12 protein-coding genes are annotated in these 15357 nt (G+C 71.6%); 4 read left to right on the plus strand and 8 right to left on the minus strand.

The window, feature by feature from the left end:
- Positions 1 to 28: 28 nt before the first annotated feature.
- From J3486_RS07595 to J3486_RS07625, 7 genes are all read right to left on the minus strand, one after another.
- Positions 29 to 1378 (minus strand): M20/M25/M40 family metallo-hydrolase, encoded by a 1350-nt coding sequence (locus J3486_RS07595; RefSeq protein ID WP_207819342.1) that lies wholly within the window; start codon positions 1376 to 1378, stop codon positions 29 to 31.
- Positions 1371 to 2204, minus strand: coding sequence for a M55 family metallopeptidase (locus J3486_RS07600; protein ID WP_207819343.1), 834 nt, complete (start codon positions 2202 to 2204; stop codon positions 1371 to 1373). The genes J3486_RS07595 and J3486_RS07600 overlap by 8 nt, the downstream gene beginning before the upstream one ends.
- Positions 2205 to 2301: 97 nt before the next feature.
- A complete protein-coding gene (locus J3486_RS07605) occupies positions 2302 to 2559 on the minus strand; it encodes a hypothetical protein (protein WP_207819344.1) in 258 nt (85 codons plus the stop codon).
- A 46-nt stretch (positions 2560 to 2605) separates the two neighbouring features.
- Entirely contained in the window at positions 2606 to 3361 is a 756-nt protein-coding gene (locus tag J3486_RS07610) for a class I SAM-dependent methyltransferase (protein WP_207819345.1), read from the minus strand.
- Between the two features lie 111 nt (positions 3362 to 3472).
- Positions 3473 to 5872, minus strand: coding sequence for a SpoIIE family protein phosphatase (locus tag J3486_RS07615; protein ID WP_207819346.1), 2400 nt, complete (start codon positions 5870 to 5872; stop codon positions 3473 to 3475).
- 92 nt (positions 5873 to 5964) lie between these two features.
- On the minus strand, positions 5965 to 8370 hold the full coding sequence (locus J3486_RS07620; RefSeq protein ID WP_207819347.1) for an MFS transporter: 2406 nt from the start codon (positions 8368 to 8370) through the stop codon (positions 5965 to 5967).
- Between the two features lie 259 nt (positions 8371 to 8629).
- Complete coding sequence (locus J3486_RS07625) at positions 8630 to 9073, minus strand: SRPBCC family protein (RefSeq protein WP_207819349.1); 444 nt, start codon at positions 9071 to 9073, stop codon at positions 8630 to 8632.
- A gap of 146 nt (positions 9074 to 9219) precedes the next feature.
- Here J3486_RS07625 and J3486_RS07630 point away from each other — a divergent pair, with 146 nt between their 5' ends.
- The 3 genes from J3486_RS07630 (at position 9220) to J3486_RS07640 (ending at position 12449) form a co-directional block, all read left to right on the plus strand.
- Positions 9220 to 10260, plus strand: a complete 1041-nt coding sequence (locus tag J3486_RS07630; RefSeq protein ID WP_207819350.1) for an Rv2578c family radical SAM protein — start codon at positions 9220 to 9222, stop codon at positions 10258 to 10260.
- A 137-nt stretch (positions 10261 to 10397) separates the two neighbouring features.
- Positions 10398 to 11993: an alpha/beta hydrolase gene (locus J3486_RS07635; protein ID WP_207819352.1), complete on the plus strand. Its 1596-nt coding sequence runs from the start codon at positions 10398 to 10400 to the stop codon at positions 11991 to 11993.
- 54 nt (positions 11994 to 12047) lie between these two features.
- On the plus strand, positions 12048 to 12449 hold the full coding sequence (locus J3486_RS07640; RefSeq protein ID WP_207819354.1) for a RidA family protein: 402 nt from the start codon (positions 12048 to 12050) through the stop codon (positions 12447 to 12449).
- A 112-nt stretch (positions 12450 to 12561) separates the two neighbouring features.
- On the opposite strand, the gene J3486_RS07645 is transcribed toward J3486_RS07640, so the two are convergent.
- Positions 12562 to 13134, minus strand: a complete 573-nt coding sequence (locus J3486_RS07645; RefSeq protein WP_207819355.1) for an adenylosuccinate lyase — start codon at positions 13132 to 13134, stop codon at positions 12562 to 12564.
- Positions 13135 to 13476: 342 nt separating this feature from the next.
- Here J3486_RS07645 and J3486_RS07650 point away from each other — a divergent pair, with 342 nt between their 5' ends.
- Positions 13477 to 15276 carry a 3-hydroxyacyl-CoA dehydrogenase family protein gene (locus tag J3486_RS07650; RefSeq protein WP_207819357.1) on the plus strand — a complete coding sequence of 600 codons (1800 nt, stop codon included), beginning with the start codon at positions 13477 to 13479 and terminating at the stop codon, positions 15274 to 15276.
- Positions 15277 to 15357: the final 81 nt, after the last annotated feature.

Below are 15357 nucleotides of genomic sequence, written 5' to 3' on the forward strand. Positions count from 1 at the left end.
GAGGAGGTTCCTGTGCGGGGTCGAGACGTCAGACCGTGCGCAGGAACCGGTCGAGCACTCGCACCCCGAAGTGCAGCGCCTCGACCGGGACCCGCTCGTCCACGCCGTGGAAAAGCGCCTGGTAGTCGAAGCCCTCGGGGAGCTTGAGCGGGGCGAAGCCGTAGCCGGTGATGCCGAGCCGGGAGAACTGCTTGGCGTCGGTGCCGCCCGACATGCAGTACGGGACGACGTGCCCCTCCGGAGCGAACTCCTCGACGGCCGCTCTCATCTTCGCGAAGGTCGGCGAGTCGACGGGGGCCTGGAGCGCCACCTCACGGTGGTAGTACTCCCAGTCGACGTCCGGCCCGGTGAGCGTGTCGAGCGTGGCCTTGAACTCGTCCTCGGTGCCGGGCAGATAGCGCCCGTCGACGTGTCCGACGGCCTCGCCCGGAATCACGTTGATCTTGTAACCGGCGGACAGCATCGTCGGGTTGGAGCTGTTGCGCACGGTCGCCGCGACGAGGTCGGCGGCCGGGCCGAGCGCGGTGAGCAGCGCGTCCACGTCGAATCCCGGCGCGTCGAAGTCCGGGGCGGGGATGCCGTAGACGGCCGCCATCTCGGCGAGGGCCGCGCGCACGGTCGGGGTGAGCCGCAGCGGCCACTCGTGCGCGCCGATCCGGGCGACGGCGGCGGCGAGCCGTGCCACCGCGTTGTCCCGGTTCACCTTGGAGCCGTGGCCCGCCCTGCCGCGCGCGGTGAGCTTGAGCCAGCCGGTGCCGCGCTCCCCCGCCGCGATCGGGTAGAGCTGCTTGCCTCGGCCGTCGTGGAAGGTGAAGGCGCCGGACTCGCTGATGCCCTCGGTACAGCCCTCGAACAGCTCGGCGTGCTGATCGGCGAGGAACCCGGAGCCGTCCTCCGCGCTCGCCTCCTCGTCGGCGGTGAAGGCGATGACGATGTCGCGCCGCGGCCGGAACCCGACGCGGGCCCACTGGCGCACGGTCGCGAGGATCATCGCGTCCATGTTCTTCATGTCGACCGCGCCGCGGCCCCACACGACGCCGTCGCGGATCTCGCCGGAGAACGGGTCCACGCTCCAGTCGGCGGCCTCGGCCGGCACGACGTCCAGGTGGCCGTGGACGAGGAGGGCCTCGGCGGAGGGGTCGGTGCCGGAGATCCTCGCCACCACGTTGCCCCGGCCCGGGGTGCGCTCCAGGATCACCGGGTCCAGGCCCGCCTCGGCGAGCCTGGCGGCCGCGTACTCGGCGGCCGGGCGCTCCTGGCAGTCGCCACCGCCGCGGTTGGTGGTGTCGATGCGGATCAGCTCGGAGGTGAAGGTCACGACCTCGTCGAGGGCCTGCTGGTCCACGGTCGTCGTCTCCATCAGCTGCTGCTCAGCCATACTGCTCCTCCACCGCGGCCGAGGCGATCGTGGTGACCGCCTTGAAGGTGCGGATGCCCTCGTACATGGTTTCGTGGGTGTAGGCGATCCGGCGCTCGCCGGTCCGCGCGACGCCGGGCACGACGGTCGATGCCATGGCGAGGTGCTCGGCGTCGAACTCGACCTCGACGGTGAACGGGCCGCCCCGCACCGGCTCGTGGCGCACCGCCAGGGAGGCGGCGTCCTTGGCGGCGGCCCGGATGTCGGCGGCGGTACGGGCCGGGGTGCGGCACACCGCCGCGTACCGCGAGACGTGGTCCTTGACGGCGACCTTGCGGGCCTCCGGCGCGTACCCGAGCGCGTCGTCGCAGGCGTGGTCGTCGCCGGTCACGAGCACGACGGGGACGCCGTACTCGGCCACCACGTGCGCGTTCAGCAACCCCTCGCTCGCGCGGACGTCGTTGACCCACACGCCGGTGATCTGGTTGGCCAGATAGGTGTGGGCGAGGACGCCTTCCATGCCCGCGCCCGCGTGGTAGCCGATGAACGCGATGCCGTCGACGTCGCCGTGCTGGACGCCCTCCACCATGGAGAGCGACTTGTGGCGGCCCGTCAGCATCTCGGCGCGCTCGTCGAGACGCTCAAGGAGCAGATTGCGCATCGTCCAGTGCGCCTCGTTGATGAGCACCTCGTCGGCGCCGCCGTCGAAGAAACCGAGCACCGCCGCGTTCACGTCCGAGGTGAACATGGACCGGCAGCGCTCCCACTGCGGTGTGCCCGGCAGGACGTCGGCGGGCCATGTCACGCCCGTGGCGCCCTCCATGTCGGCGCTGATGAGGATCTTCATGCCCTGCACCGTACGCGGATCCGGCCGCGCCCGACCAGGCCTGTGGATAACTCTCAGGGGTGTAGACCAATGTCGTACCCGTTGGGAGCAGTTCTGCCTAGTCAGACAGCATCCGGGCCGGCGCGTCGATCAGTGCGCCGCGCCAACAGGCGTAGTCGTGGCCACCGTTGAACTCGGTGCGGCCCACCCGGAGTCCGGCGGGCCGCGCGGTCTCGTACGGCGCGCAGAGGTGGTGCAGCAGGGCGTCGGTGAGCCGGGCCCGGCCGGTGAGCCGACCGGAGGAGAGCAGGACGTGCCGGGTCGCCCGGTGCCCGCGGTACAGGAGGTGAGGGGACGCCGCCGGATGCCTGCGCATCGCCACCGCCTTCCCACACTTGCTTGGCCTGGCCTTGGCTGAGTGATCACTCCTCCCCGTGCGGGCCCCCCGCCCCCTCCGGCGCGTGCCCGACCACCAGCCAGTGCGACGGCAGCTCGATCCTGGTGCCGTCCGAGGCGTACTCGGTCGTGATCAGCGGCAGTTCCCCCGCCGCGAACACCATGAGCCCCGCCTCCGCCACATACCGGCGCACGGCCGCGTCGGAGACCTCGGCGGGTGCGATCCCGTGGGTGAGGACGGGGGCCAGCTTGGGCGGCGGGCCCGCCGGGTCCTTGGCGAGGTCGAACAGGATCGGCCGGGCCCGCTCGGAGAGCTCGACCACGAAGGCGCGTCCCCGCTCCCCCACCAGCACGGCGATCTCGTCGACCATGGCCTGCCGGTCCGCGGGTTCGCTCTGGTGCAGCACCCCGCGCACATACACGTTCACGTCCCCCAACTCCGCGTGCAGCGCCCGCACTTGGCGGGCATCGGTGGCGTCGAGCTGACGGTACTCGGCCTGTTCGGCGAGGTCGGCGTCGCGGGCCCGGTCGAGGGCGGCCGCGGACAGGTCGACGCCGACGACCTTGCGACAGCGGCCGGCGAGGAAGCGGGTCTGGGTGCCGTTGCCGCAGCCGAGGTCCACGAAGGGCAGGCCGGCCGCCGTCAACTCCGGTTCGAACAGCGCGAGATGGAGGCCGACGGTGAGAGCGGGCTCGGCGTCCCAGAAGACACTGCCGGGCTCCTGCGGAGCGTCCCGCCAGAAGCTCTCCCATGCTTCCTTGTAGCGCTCGGTCACGCTCACAGGCCCTCCCAGGGGTGCCTCGGCCGACGTGTCCGATCGGTCTACCGCGCCGGAGTGCGCCCCACAAGCGGCGTGCGCCCATGTTCACCGAAGCTCGGCAGGGAGTGCGATTCAGCCTCGTACGCGGGGCACCGTCAGTTCGAACCAGACCGTCTTTCCCGTCGCCGTCCGGCTCGTGCCCCACTCGCGCGCCAGCCGCGCCACGACGCGCAGGCCGCGCCCGAACTCGTCGCCGGGGCCCGCGCTGAGCAGCGTCGGCAGCGTGTGCTCGGTGTCCTCGACCTCGCACAGCAGGGTGCCCGAGCGCACCAGGCGCAGTTGGACGGGGCCGCCGCGGGCGTGCCGCACGGCGTTCGTGACGAGTTCGCCGACCATCAGCTCGGCTGCGTACTCCAGGCTCACCATGCCCCAGTCCAGGAGCTGTCGGCGGACGAGTGCGCGGGCGCGCGGCACCTCGCGCGGCTCGGGAGCCAGCTCCCAGTGGGCGACGTCACCGCCCTCGATGCCGCTCATGCGGACCATGAGGAGCGCCACGTCGTCCTTGCGGCCGCCGCGGGTGGCGAGCGAGCGGATGATGGTGTCGCAGGCGTCGTCCATGGAGGCGGCCGGGTGGGCGGCGGACTCGCAGAGCGTGGCGAGGCCCACGCCGATGTCCTCGCCGCGCACCTCGACCAGGCCGTCGGTGCACATGACGAGGCGGTCGCCGGGTGCGACGGGGATCGTCACGGACTCGAAGGGCACTCCCCCGACGCCGATCGGCGCGCCCGTGGGCAGTTCGAGGAGTTCGCTGCGGCCGTCGGCGGCGCGCACGATCACCGGCGGTATGTGTCCCGCGTTGGCCAGCCGCAGTTCGCCCGCGATCGGGTCGTAGACCGCGTACAGGCAGGTGGCGAGGTAGTGCTCGCCGAGCCGCTGCGCCAAGTCGTCGAGGTTGCGCAGGAGTTGGGCGGGCGGCAGGTCGAGCCCGGCCATGGTCTGCACGGCGGTCCTCAACTGGCCCATCATCGCCGCCGAGTTGAGCCCGTGCCCCATCACGTCGCCGACGACGAGGGCGGTCCGCGCGCCGGGCAGCTTGACGGAGTCGAACCAGTCGCCGCCGACCCGGCCGAGCAGCGTGCCGGGCAGATAGCGGGTGGCGATGTCGCAGCCCGCCATGTGCGGCTCGATGTGCGGCAGCATGCTGTCCTGGAGCGTCTCGGCGACGGACTCCTGGTACGTGTACATCCGCGCGTTGTCGAGCACCAGGCCTGCCCGGGCGGCGAGTTCGGCCCCGGTGACGCGGTCCATGTCGTTGAAGACGGGGCGCTCCTGGTGGCGCAGCAGGATCATGAAGCCGAGCACGACATTGCGCGCCTTCAGCGGCACGACGAGCATCGAGCGGTGGGTGATCAGCGGCCGGATGTCGCGCTTGTCGAACTGCGAGGCGATCGCATCGCCCATCTCCTGCGAGATGTACGGGACGAGGACCGGCTCCCCGCTGGTCATGCACTGGAAGAACGGTGTGTGCACCGGGAACGGCATGGACTCGCCGACCGGCACGACGTCGTCCCAGCGCCCGGGTTCGTCGGTGTGCTCCAGGGCCACGCGGTGCCACAGGGTGGTGGCGTCCGGCGCGCCGTCGGGGAAACCCTCACCGGCCACGACCTGCTCGCGCAGATACGTCCCGGCGACGTCGGTGAAGCGCGGTACGACGGCCCTGCTGACCTCGACGATCGTCCGCGACAGATCGAGGGAGGAGCCGATGCGCCCGCTCACCTCGTTGAGGAACTCCAGGCGCTCGCGGACCGCCGTGTACTCCAGGTCCTCGGCGAGGTCGTCGAGCGGCTGCCGCGGCGCGGGCAGCCCCGACGCGGCGGCGCGGGCCGCCTCCGCCCGCCGGGCCTTGCGCTCCGCACGCCGCGAGACGCCCCAGTCGGCGGTGACCGGGACCCGGTCGTGGTGGCTGAACTCCAGCACGGGATAGCCGAGTTCGAGCACCTGGGAGACGGTCCGGGCGCTCTCCCCCACGCTCATGCTGGGCAGGATCTCGGGCAGGCGGCGCGCCAGCTCCTCGGCGCCGGGGAAGTCGGTGTGCAGCGCGAACCCCGGGGCGATGCGCTCGCCCTCCTCCTCGTCGGCCGAGGCCAGCGCACGGGCGTCGGCGGCGAGCACGAGCAGCCGCTCGGGTCCTGGCCCGACCAGCGGGTACGCCCACCACAGCACGTCGATGCGGCCGTCCCGCCCGTCGAGCCGCGCGCGCCCCGCCGCCGGATAGGCGCTCCCGCCGCCCAGCGATCGTTCCAGGTCGCCGCCGATCCGGTCGTACGCGCCGTACGCCGCCGGGTCGGGCTCGTCCCGCAGCGCGCCGCCGACCGGCAACAGGTCGGCGACCGGCCGGCCGACGGCCTGCTCCCGGGGCGGGCCGAAGAGCCGGCGTGCGCCGGTGCTCCAGTGGGAGACGGTGCCGGCCTGGTCGACGACGACGACAGCCAGCGGCACGCGTCCCTGCGGGGCTTGACCCGAGCCGTGCATCGCCGGCTCCTTCCGTTCGGCCTCTTCCCCACGGTACGGCTCCGCCGGTCAACAGGTGCCGGGTAACCACGAATTGAGCCCCGCAAGGGGCGCTAGTCCTCGTGGCCCAACTGGAGGTCGCGCTCCGTGCGGCCGCCCCCTGCCACCTGCAACACCGTTGCCACCGGCGGGTAGCCCGCCGCGATCACCGTGTACTCGCCCGACGACAGGTCCACGAAGCGGAACGTGCCGTCGGCGCCGGTGGTCAGCGTGTCGACGACGTTGCCGGCCGCGTCGAGCAGCGTGACCCGGGCGTCCTCCACCGGGCGCCCGCCGCTGGCCCGCACCGTGCCGCGCAGCACCGCTCCGCCCGCCAGCTCGACGTCCTGCCGGGTCTCGCGCGAGGCCATGACGGTGACGGGGAGCGCGGCGGGCCGGAACGCGGGGGCGCTCGCCGCGAGGGTGTACTCACCGGCGACCAGCTCCGTGATGACGTAGCCGCCCTCGCGTCCGCTGCGCGTCGTGGCGACGACCTCGCCGTGCACGTTCGTGAGCGTGACAGTGGCTTCCCGCACGGGAGTTCCGTCCGCGGTGACGACCGATCCCGCGAGGCGTCCGGCGCCGCCGAGGACGACGTCGAGCTCGACGGGCCGCTCGCCGACGGTGACGGTCACGGCCTGCGGCTGGTGTCCGCCGGCCGCGGCGATCAGCACGTACGAGCCGGAGCCCGGCGTGGACAGCGCGTACCGTCCGTCCTCGCCGCTGGCGCCGCGCCCGATCTGGGTGCCGCCGACGTCGATGAGGGTGAGGGCGGCCCGCGGCACGACGGTGCCGTCGGGGTGCTGCACGGTTCCGCAGACCGGGATTCCGGCGGCGTACGACACGGCGCGCTCCTGGGCGGGGACGACGGGGGTCTCGGGAGAGGGGGCGGTGCTGGACAACAGCGGGGTCTCCTTGAGGAAGAAGGCGAGGAGCAGGCCCAGGACGAGGACCGGCACCAAGTAGAGGAAGATCCGGGGCATCGCGTCGGCGTACGCCTCGATGTACGGGGTGCGCAGCGCCCGTGGCATCGCGTGCACGAGCTGCGGCGTGATGGAGTCCGGGTCCGGCAGCCGGCCGCCGGTGCGCGGCAGCCGGTCGGCGAGCGCGTCGGCGAGCCGGTTCGCGAAGAGGGTGCCGAAGATCGCGGCGCCGACGCTGCCGCCGATCTGCCGGAAGTAGTTGTTGGCGCTGGTGGCCGTGCCCATGTCGGAGGGGCGCACCGAGTTCTGCACGACGAGCACGAGGACCGGCATGATCAGGCCGATGCCGGCGCCGAGCACGGCCATGTAGACGCTGTATTCGAGGCGCGGGGTGTCGATGCCGATCCGCGACAGCAGATACATGCCGAGGGTCGACAGGGCGCTGCCGAGGATCGGGTAGATCTTGTAGCGGCCGGTGTGGCTGATGAGCTGGCCCGAGACGATCGAGGCGCCGACGACGCCGCCCATCATGGGGAGCATCAGCAGGCCGGACTCGGTGGCGCTGGCGCCGTCGACCATCTGCAGGAAGGTCGGCAGATAGCTGGCCGCGCCGAAGAGCGCGACGCCGACGACCATGCCGATGAACCCGCTGAGGTTGAAGACCGGGTCGCGGAACAGCCGCAGCGGGATGAGGGGTTCGGCCGCGTACTTCTCGGCGACGAGGAAGAGCACCACCGAGACGAGGGCCCCGGCGCCGAGCCCGAGGATGACGCGGTCGCTCCACGCGTACTCGGTCCCGCCCCAACTGGTCAGCAGCACCAGGCAGGTCGAGGCCGACGCGAGCAGCAGGGCGCCGAGCACGTCGAGGCGGGCCCGCTTCGTCGGCTTCGGGAGTTTCAGCACGACGGCGGTGACGGCGAGGGTGACCAGGCCGAAGGGGACGTTGATGTAGAAGCACCAGCGCCAGGAGAGATGGTCGGTGAAGTAGCCGCCGAGCAGCGGGCCCGCGACCGAGGCGAGGCCGAACGCGGCGCCGATCAGGCCCATGTAGCGGCCGCGTTCGCGCGGCGGCACGATGTCGCCCATGATCGCCTGTACGCCGATCATGAGTCCGCCGGCGCCGACGCCCTGGACCGCGCGGAAGGCGATGAGCTGGTCCATGGTCTGGGCGCGGCCCGCGAGCGCGGAGCCGACGACGAAGACGGCGATGGCGAACTGGAAGATGCCCTTGCGGCCGAAGAGGTCGCCGAGCTTGCCGTAGACCGGCAGGCCGATGGTGGAGGTCAGCAGATACGCGGTGATCGCCCAGGACATCTTGTCGAGGCCGTGCAGCTCACCGACGATCTTCGGGAGCGCGGTGGCGACGATCATCTGGTCGAGCGCGGCGAGCAGCAGCGCCAGCATCAGCCCGACGAAGACCATCCGGATCCGGCTCGGGCTCAGCCCGTGGTCGGGCAACTGCGGGACGGAACCGGCCGGTTGGAGCTCCGCCACCGGCGGCGGAGGGACGGCGCCCGGATCCTCGGCCGTCTCGGTCACCAGCGTCGTCGTGCCCACCTGCAGCTCCCCTCGTCACCCTTGCGCGCCCATTTCTCGCATTACGCGACAACTGGGAGCAAGCGCGACGAATCGCTGTTCAGGCGGGCTCGACGGACGTATGCGCCGGTCGGAGCCCTACGGCGTACAACCGGCGCGAAACGAAAACCACTCGAAACGGTGAGCACTCCGGCCGTGCCCAAGTGCCCACCGCCACCTACGTGTTACGCAGCGCCCGTGACGTGGCGCGTGCTGCGTGGTGCGTGCTGCGTGGTGCGTACTACTTCTCGACCTCGGCGGCGAGATTGGCGAGCAGGACGTCGTAGATCCGGCCGAGGCCCTTGGGCGCGAAGGTCTTCTCGAAGAAGCCGCCGATGCCGCCCGCGCCGTTCCACACGGTCGAGACGACGACACGGGACCGGCCCTCGCCGGCCGGGGTGACCCGCCACGTCGTGACCATCGACGAGTTGCGGTCCTTCTCGACGAGCTCGCCGTCGGTGGGCTCGGTCACCTCCAGCAGGCAGTCACGGATGCGCTTGCTGGTGGCCTGGAGCTTCCAGTGGACGAGGGTGCCCTCACCGTCGCCGCCCTCGCGCACCTCGTACTCGCTGAAGTGCTCGGGCAGCAGCTTCTGGCGGGTGCCGCTGTAGTCGGCGAGGGCGTCGAACACGTCGTCCGGCTTGGCGGCGACGACCCGCTCCGTGGTGGCCTCGACCTGCGCCATGACTCTTCCTCCAGCACTTGGTTCTTCCGGGTCCTACAAGAGTGATGCCAAGCCAACCACCCCGCGCACCACCCGCCAAAATCGGGGTTCGCACGATCAAGGGAACATGTGTTCTATTCTGGGGTCAGTGCTACCGAGGAGGCGTCATGCGCTGGGAGAACCTCACCGACGACCGGGACGACCACGGGCGCGCCCCGGACGCCGCCCTGTTCGGGGCGGACGCGGTGGTGTCGCGCACCGTCGACACCCCTGAGTTCAGAAACGTGACCTTCCACGAGATCCGCGCCCGCTCGATCGTGAACCGGGTGCCCGGGGCCTCCCGGATGCCGTTCGAGTGGACCGTCAATCCGTACCGGGGCTGCACGCACGCCTGCGTGTACTGCTTCGCCCGCAACACGCACAGCTATCTCGACCTGGACACCGGGCTCGGCTTCGACAGCCAGATCGTGGTGAAGGTGAACGCGCCGCAGCTGCTGCGCCGCCACCTCGCCTCGCACCGCTGGCACGGCGAGCACATAGCCATGGGCACGAACGTCGACTGCTATCAGCGGGCCGAGGGACGCTACCGGCTGATGCCCGGCATCCTCGAAGCGCTGCGCGACTACGCGAACCCGTTCAGCATCCTGACGAAGGGCACGCTGATCCTGCGCGATCTGCCCCTGCTGCGACAGGCGGCGGAGGTGACGGACGTCGGGATCTCGGTCTCGGTGGGCTTCGTGGACCAGGAGTTGTGGCGGACCGTGGAGCCGGGCACGCCCGCCCCCGAGCGCCGTCTCGATGTCGTACGCGCCCTCTCCGACGCCGGGATCGGGTGCGGGGTGCTGATGGCGCCGGTGATCCCCTTCCTCGGCGACCACCCGGACCAGCTGCGGGCCACGGTGCGGGCGATCGCGCGGGCGGGCGCCACCTCGGTGACACCGCTGGTGCTGCATCTGCGGCCGGGGGCGCGGGAGTGGTTCATGGCCTGGCTGGCACGGCACCACCCGTATCTCGTACGGCGTTACGAGCGGCTGTACGCGGACGGGGCCTACGCCCCCAAGTGGTACCAGCGGCGGGTGACACGGCAGGTCCACGAGCTGGCCGAGGAGTTCGGCATCGGGCCCTCCCGGGCGGCGGCGCGGCGTCGCGTCCCCGTGCAGGAGACCCGGCTCGTCGAGCCGGGGCCCACTCAGCTCTCCCTCCTGTGACACCTCCGCCTCCTCCGGCGGCCGGGTGCAATCGGGTCAAGTTCCGGCAGAACGGATTCTTCCAGGCAGGGTTTCCGGGAACATGCGCCCCGGAGCCGCGGAATCGCGGCCCTGAACCCTCCACCCTGGGAGGCTCCATGAAGAAACGCGCAGTCGCTCTGTGCGGGATCGCGGCCCTGGCCGCCGCAACGGTGATCACGTTGCCGGCGACGGCGGGCGCCGCCGATGCCGCGTCAGCCCGTTCGACCTCGCGCACCACCACGCACGTCAGCTGGAAGAAGTGCGGCACCAAGGACTACCCGACGCTGCAGTGCGCGTCGTTGAAGGTGCCTCTCGATCACGCCGCCCCGCACGGCCGGCAGATCACCCTCGCCCTGTCACGGGTCCCGCACACGGCGAAGAAGTCCCAGGGCCCGCTCCTGGTGAACCCGGGCGGTCCCGGCGGCAGCGGGCTCACGCTCGCCGGGTTCGTCGCGACGAACCTGCCGAAGAAGGTCGCCGCGCAGTACGACGTCATCGGGTTCGACCCGCGCGGCGTCGGCAGGAGCAGGCCTGCGCTCGACTGCGTGCCCGGCTACTTCGACCCGGTGCGCCCGCCGAGCGCGCCGGTCACGCCACAGGTGGAGAAGGCCAACAAGAAGCGGGCGGTGACCTTCGCCAACGCCTGCGACGACAAGTACCACGACATCCTGCCGTTCATCGACACGGTCAGCACCGTCAAGGACATGGACCTGATCCGGGCGGCGCTCGGCGCGAAGAAGCTCAACTACTTCGGCTACTCGTACGGCACGTATCTGGGCGCGGTGTACGCGAAGTACTTCCCGCAGCGGGTGCGGCGCCTGGTCCTCGACTCGATCGTCGACCCCGAGGGTGTCTGGTACCGGGACAACCTGGGCCAGGACTACGCCTTCAACGCCCGCCACCAGGCGTTCATGGCCTGGGTCGCGAAGTACGACGCGACCTACAAGCTGGGCAAGGACCCGGCGAAGATCGAGGCCGAGTGGTACGCGATGCGTGACGCGCTGGCGAAGAAGCCGGCGGGCGGCAAGGTGGGCGCGGGTGAGCTGGAGGACACGTTCCTGCCCGGCGGCTACTACAACGGCTACTGGCCGTATCTCGCCGAGGCGTTCTCCTCGTACGTCACCAAGAAGGACGCGGACCCGCTGGTCGAGGCGTACGAGAACTTCGCCGCGATCGACGCCTCCGGCGACAACGGGTACAGCGTCTACGCCGCCGTGCAGTGCCGGGACGCCTGGTGGCCGCGCGACTGGAACCACTGGCGCCAGGACAACACGGCGGTGAACGAGAAGGCACCGTTCTCCACCTGGAACAACGCCTGGTACAACCTGCCGTGCGCGTACTGGTCGACCCCGCCGCTCCAGCAGGCGCACGTCGGCAACGACGCGCTGCCGCCGGTGCTGCTCTTCCAGGCGACGGACGACGCGGCGACCCCGTACGAGGGCGGCGTCAAGGTCCACCACCTGCTGCGCGGCTCCAGCCTGGTCGTCGAGCAGGGCGGCGGCAACCACGGCATCACGCTCAGCGGCAACACCTGTCTGGACGGCTACCTCTCCGCGTATCTGGCGACCGGAAAGGTGCCGCGCGGCGGCGGCGAGATCGACGCGGTGTGCAAGAAGCTGCCCGATCCGAAGCCGATGGCGACGAAGGCGGCACCGTCCGCGGGCTCGTCCGGCGGTGCGGCGCTGCACGGGATGCTCGGGTTCCGCGGCTGAGCGACGGCCGGTGTCCGGCGGCGTGCACGGCGGGATGCGGGCGAGGATGGACGCATGACGAGCCACCTCACCCGCATCCCCGTACCCGCCGGAGTCGCACCGGCCGCCGCCTACAGCCATGTGGTCGTGGGCAGCGGCCGCTTCGTCGCCGTGTCCGGCCAGCTCGCCCTCGACGAGAAGGGCGAACCGGTCGGCGCGGGCGACGCGTTCGCCCAGGCGCGGCAGGTCTTCGAGAATCTGCGGCGGTGCCTGACCGCGGCCGGCGCCACCTTCGACGACGTGGTGAAGATGACGTACTTCGTCACGGACATGGGCCACATGCCGCAGGTGCGCCGGGCGCGCGACGAGTTCCTCGATCCGGCCCGGCTGCCCGCGGCATCGGCGGTCCAGGTCGCCGCGCTGGTCTCCCCCGAGTTCCTGCTGGAGGTCGAGGCTTGGGCCGTACTGCCGCGGTGACCCCGGACGGACCGACCGTCCGGCCGATGGCGCTCGGGGACGGTGACGCCGTCGCCGAAGTGCGGGTGCGCGGGGGGCGATTCGCGTCCCGAGATCCGTTACGTCCGCCGTCTCACCCCCGGGGCAGCCGGGCCAGGGCCGCCTCCGCGGCCATGGCGAGCCGCGGGTGCGTGGCCGCCTCCCTGAGTACCTCGCGCGCCCGTGGGTCGGCCAGACTGCCCAGGCCCTCGACGCAGGCGAGCGCCACCTTCCGGTACGGGTCGTGCGGGGCCAGGCGGCGGCGGAGGTTGGTGATCAGGGCGGGGGCCGACTCGGGGGCCCGCAGCTGGGTGAGCAGCCGGACGGGGTAGAGGGAGTAGGCGACGCGCAGTTCGTTGGTGGCGAGGGCCGCCGCGGCGCGGGCCGTGCGCGGGTCGCCGAGGGCCGCAAGGGCGTGCGCCGCACCGGCGCAGCGCTCGGGGTCACGGTGGTTCAGGAGCAGGACGAGGGACTCGAAGGCGCGGCGGTCCCCCGCCATGCCCAGCCGGTACGCCGCGAACTCCCGCGCCCACAACGGCTGTTCGGGCGCCGTGAGCACCGCGGCCAGCTCGTCCAGGTCGCTCGTCGCCGCAAGCTGTTCGAAGGCGGGGGTGCCGCCGGATTCCTTCCGGATGCGCTCTGTCACCGTTCGCGACTCTTCGTCCATGAGAGCGAGGCTACGTCGCGTCGGGCCTGCGGCGACATAGATCACACAGACTCGTCAACGACCGGGGCTGGCGCGCTCGTTACTCGCCGGTTAATCTCAAGTGAGCGGGGCACACTTCCCGCAGTACCACTCATGACGGCCTGGTGACGCAGCCGTCGCGAGTGTCGTTCGGTTCGGTACGACACGGCTTGGGACAGGGCCGGTCGGTTCCCTCTCTTCCTCGTGAGCGCGTGCCCGGCACGTTCCGCGCGATCGACGCGCTCACCTTCCGCACGCCGTGCGCCTTCCGGCGTTCCCGCGTGCGCCCCTCGGTCGTCACCCTCATCTTCCTGGAGTCCCCGGATGGACGCTCCCCTGTCCCGCACGCCCCGCATCTCCACCATCGCCGTCGTCGGGCTCGGCACCATGGGCACCGGCATCGCCGAGGTCCTCGCCCGGGCGGGCCGCGAGGTCATCGGCATCGACATCAGCGAGGCCGCCACCGCGCAGGCCGTCGCCTCCCTGGAGTCCTCCACGGCGCGTGCGGTGCGCCGTGAGCACCTCTCCGAGCAGGAGCGGGCGGACCTGCTGGCCCGGTTCCGCACCTTCACCGATCTCCAGGCCGCCGCCGACGCCGATCTCGTGATCGAGGTCGTCCCGGAGTCGTACGAGCTCAAGCAGCAGATCTTCCGGGCGCTGGACGGGATCGTGCGCCCCGACACCGTCCTCGCGACGGGCACCAACGCGCTGTCCGTGACCCGGCTCGCCGCCGACTCGGCCCGCCCCGAGCGCGTGATCGGACTGCACTTCTTCAACCCGGCCCCCGCGATGAAGCTCGTCGAGGTCGTCTCGTCCGTGCTCACCGCGCCGGCCGCCGTCGCCGCCGTCACCGATCTCGCGATCGAGCTGGGCAAGGAGCCGGTGGCCGTCGGGGACCGGCCGGGCTTCGTCGCCGACGGGCTGCTCTTCGGCTACCTGAACCAGGCCGCCGCGATGTACGAGGCCAAGTACGCCTCCCGCGAGGACATCGACGCCGCGATGAAGCTGGGCTGCGGGCTGCCGATGGGCCCGCTCGCGCTGCTCGACCTGATCGGCATCGACACCGCCCGCACCGTCCTCGACGCCATGTACGCCGAGTCCCGGGACCGGCTGCACGCGCCCGCCCCGATCCTCAAGCAGCTCAGCGAGGCCGGTCTGACCGGGCGCAAGGCGGGCCGCGGCTTCTACACGTACGAGGCGCCGGGCAGCTCCGTCGTGGTGCGGGACGCACTGACGCCGCTGACCGACGCGATCGCCGCCCCGTTCCGCACGATCCGCTCCGTCGGTGTCGCGGGCTCGGGGACGATGGCCTCGGGGATCGCCGAGGTCTTCGCGAAGGCCGGGTACGCGGTCGTGCTCGCCGCCCGCAGCGAGGAGAAGGCGGAGGCGGCCAAGGCCCGGATCGGCAAGTCGCTCAAGCGCTCTGTCGACAAGGGCCGGATGACGGCCGAGGCCGCGGAGTCGACCCTGGCGCTGATCACCCCGGCCGGCTCCTACGACTCCTTCGCCGACGTCGACCTCGCCCTGGAGGCCGTCGCCGAGGACCTGGAGATCAAGCAGCAGCTGTTCGCGACGTTCGACAAGGTCTGCAAGCCGGGCGCGATCCTGGCGACCACGACGTCGTCGCTGCCGGTCGTCGCGTGCGCCCGCGCCACCTCGCGGCCGCAGGACGTCATCGGGATGCACTTCTTCAATCCGGCCCCGGCGATGAAGCTCGTCGAGGTGGTGCGGACCGTGCTCACCTCCGAGGACGTGCACGCCACCGTCCGCGATCTGACCCTGAAGATCCGCAAGCACCCGGTGGACTGCGGCGACCGCGCCGGGTTCATCGTGAACGCTTTGCTGTTCCCGTACCTGAACAACGCGATCAAGATGGTGCAGGAGCACTACGCGTCGCTCGACGACATCGACGCGGCGATGAAGCTCGGTGGCGGGTACCCGATGGGCCCGTTCGAACTCCTCGACGTCGTGGGCCTGGACGTCTCCCTCGCCATCGAGAAGGTGCTGCACCGCGAGTTCCGCGACCCGGGTCTCGCGCCCGCACCGCTGCTGGAACACCTGGTGGCCGCGGGCTGCCTCGGCCGCAAGACGGGCCGTGGCTTCCGCGAATATGCCAGGCGCTGAGTCGGGCACGGAGGCCGGAGCCGACTGGGGCGGGCTGCTCGGGGCGCCGGGCAGCCCGCTAACCGGGGAGCGTCTTGGAAC

This window comes from Streptomyces sp. VRA16 Mangrove soil, from assembly GCF_017377775.1.
Classification (GTDB): domain Bacteria; phylum Actinomycetota; class Actinomycetes; order Streptomycetales; family Streptomycetaceae; genus Streptomyces.

What these genes read in the sequence shown, in the direction of transcription:
- J3486_RS07650 (WP_207819357.1), top strand. Translation starts at nt 13,477, where the DNA reads ATGGACGCTCCCCTGTCCCGCACGCCCCGCATCTCCACCATCGCCGTC.
- J3486_RS07595 (WP_207819342.1), bottom strand. Translation starts at nt 1,378, where the DNA reads ATGGCTGAGCAGCAGCTGATGGAGACGACGACCGTGGACCAGCAGGCC.
- J3486_RS07625 (WP_207819349.1), bottom strand. Translation starts at nt 9,073, where the DNA reads ATGGCGCAGGTCGAGGCCACCACGGAGCGGGTCGTCGCCGCCAAGCCG.
- J3486_RS07645 (WP_207819355.1), bottom strand. Translation starts at nt 13,134, where the DNA reads ATGGACGAAGAGTCGCGAACGGTGACAGAGCGCATCCGGAAGGAATCC.
- J3486_RS07630 (WP_207819350.1), top strand. Translation starts at nt 9,220, where the DNA reads ATGCGCTGGGAGAACCTCACCGACGACCGGGACGACCACGGGCGCGCC.
- J3486_RS07615 (WP_207819346.1), bottom strand. Translation starts at nt 5,872, where the DNA reads ATGCACGGCTCGGGTCAAGCCCCGCAGGGACGCGTGCCGCTGGCTGTC.
- J3486_RS07640 (WP_207819354.1), top strand. Translation starts at nt 12,048, where the DNA reads ATGACGAGCCACCTCACCCGCATCCCCGTACCCGCCGGAGTCGCACCG.
- J3486_RS07600 (WP_207819343.1), bottom strand. Translation starts at nt 2,204, where the DNA reads ATGAAGATCCTCATCAGCGCCGACATGGAGGGCGCCACGGGCGTGACA.
- J3486_RS07635 (WP_207819352.1), top strand. Translation starts at nt 10,398, where the DNA reads ATGAAGAAACGCGCAGTCGCTCTGTGCGGGATCGCGGCCCTGGCCGCC.
- J3486_RS07605 (WP_207819344.1), bottom strand. Translation starts at nt 2,559, where the DNA reads ATGCGCAGGCATCCGGCGGCGTCCCCTCACCTCCTGTACCGCGGGCAC.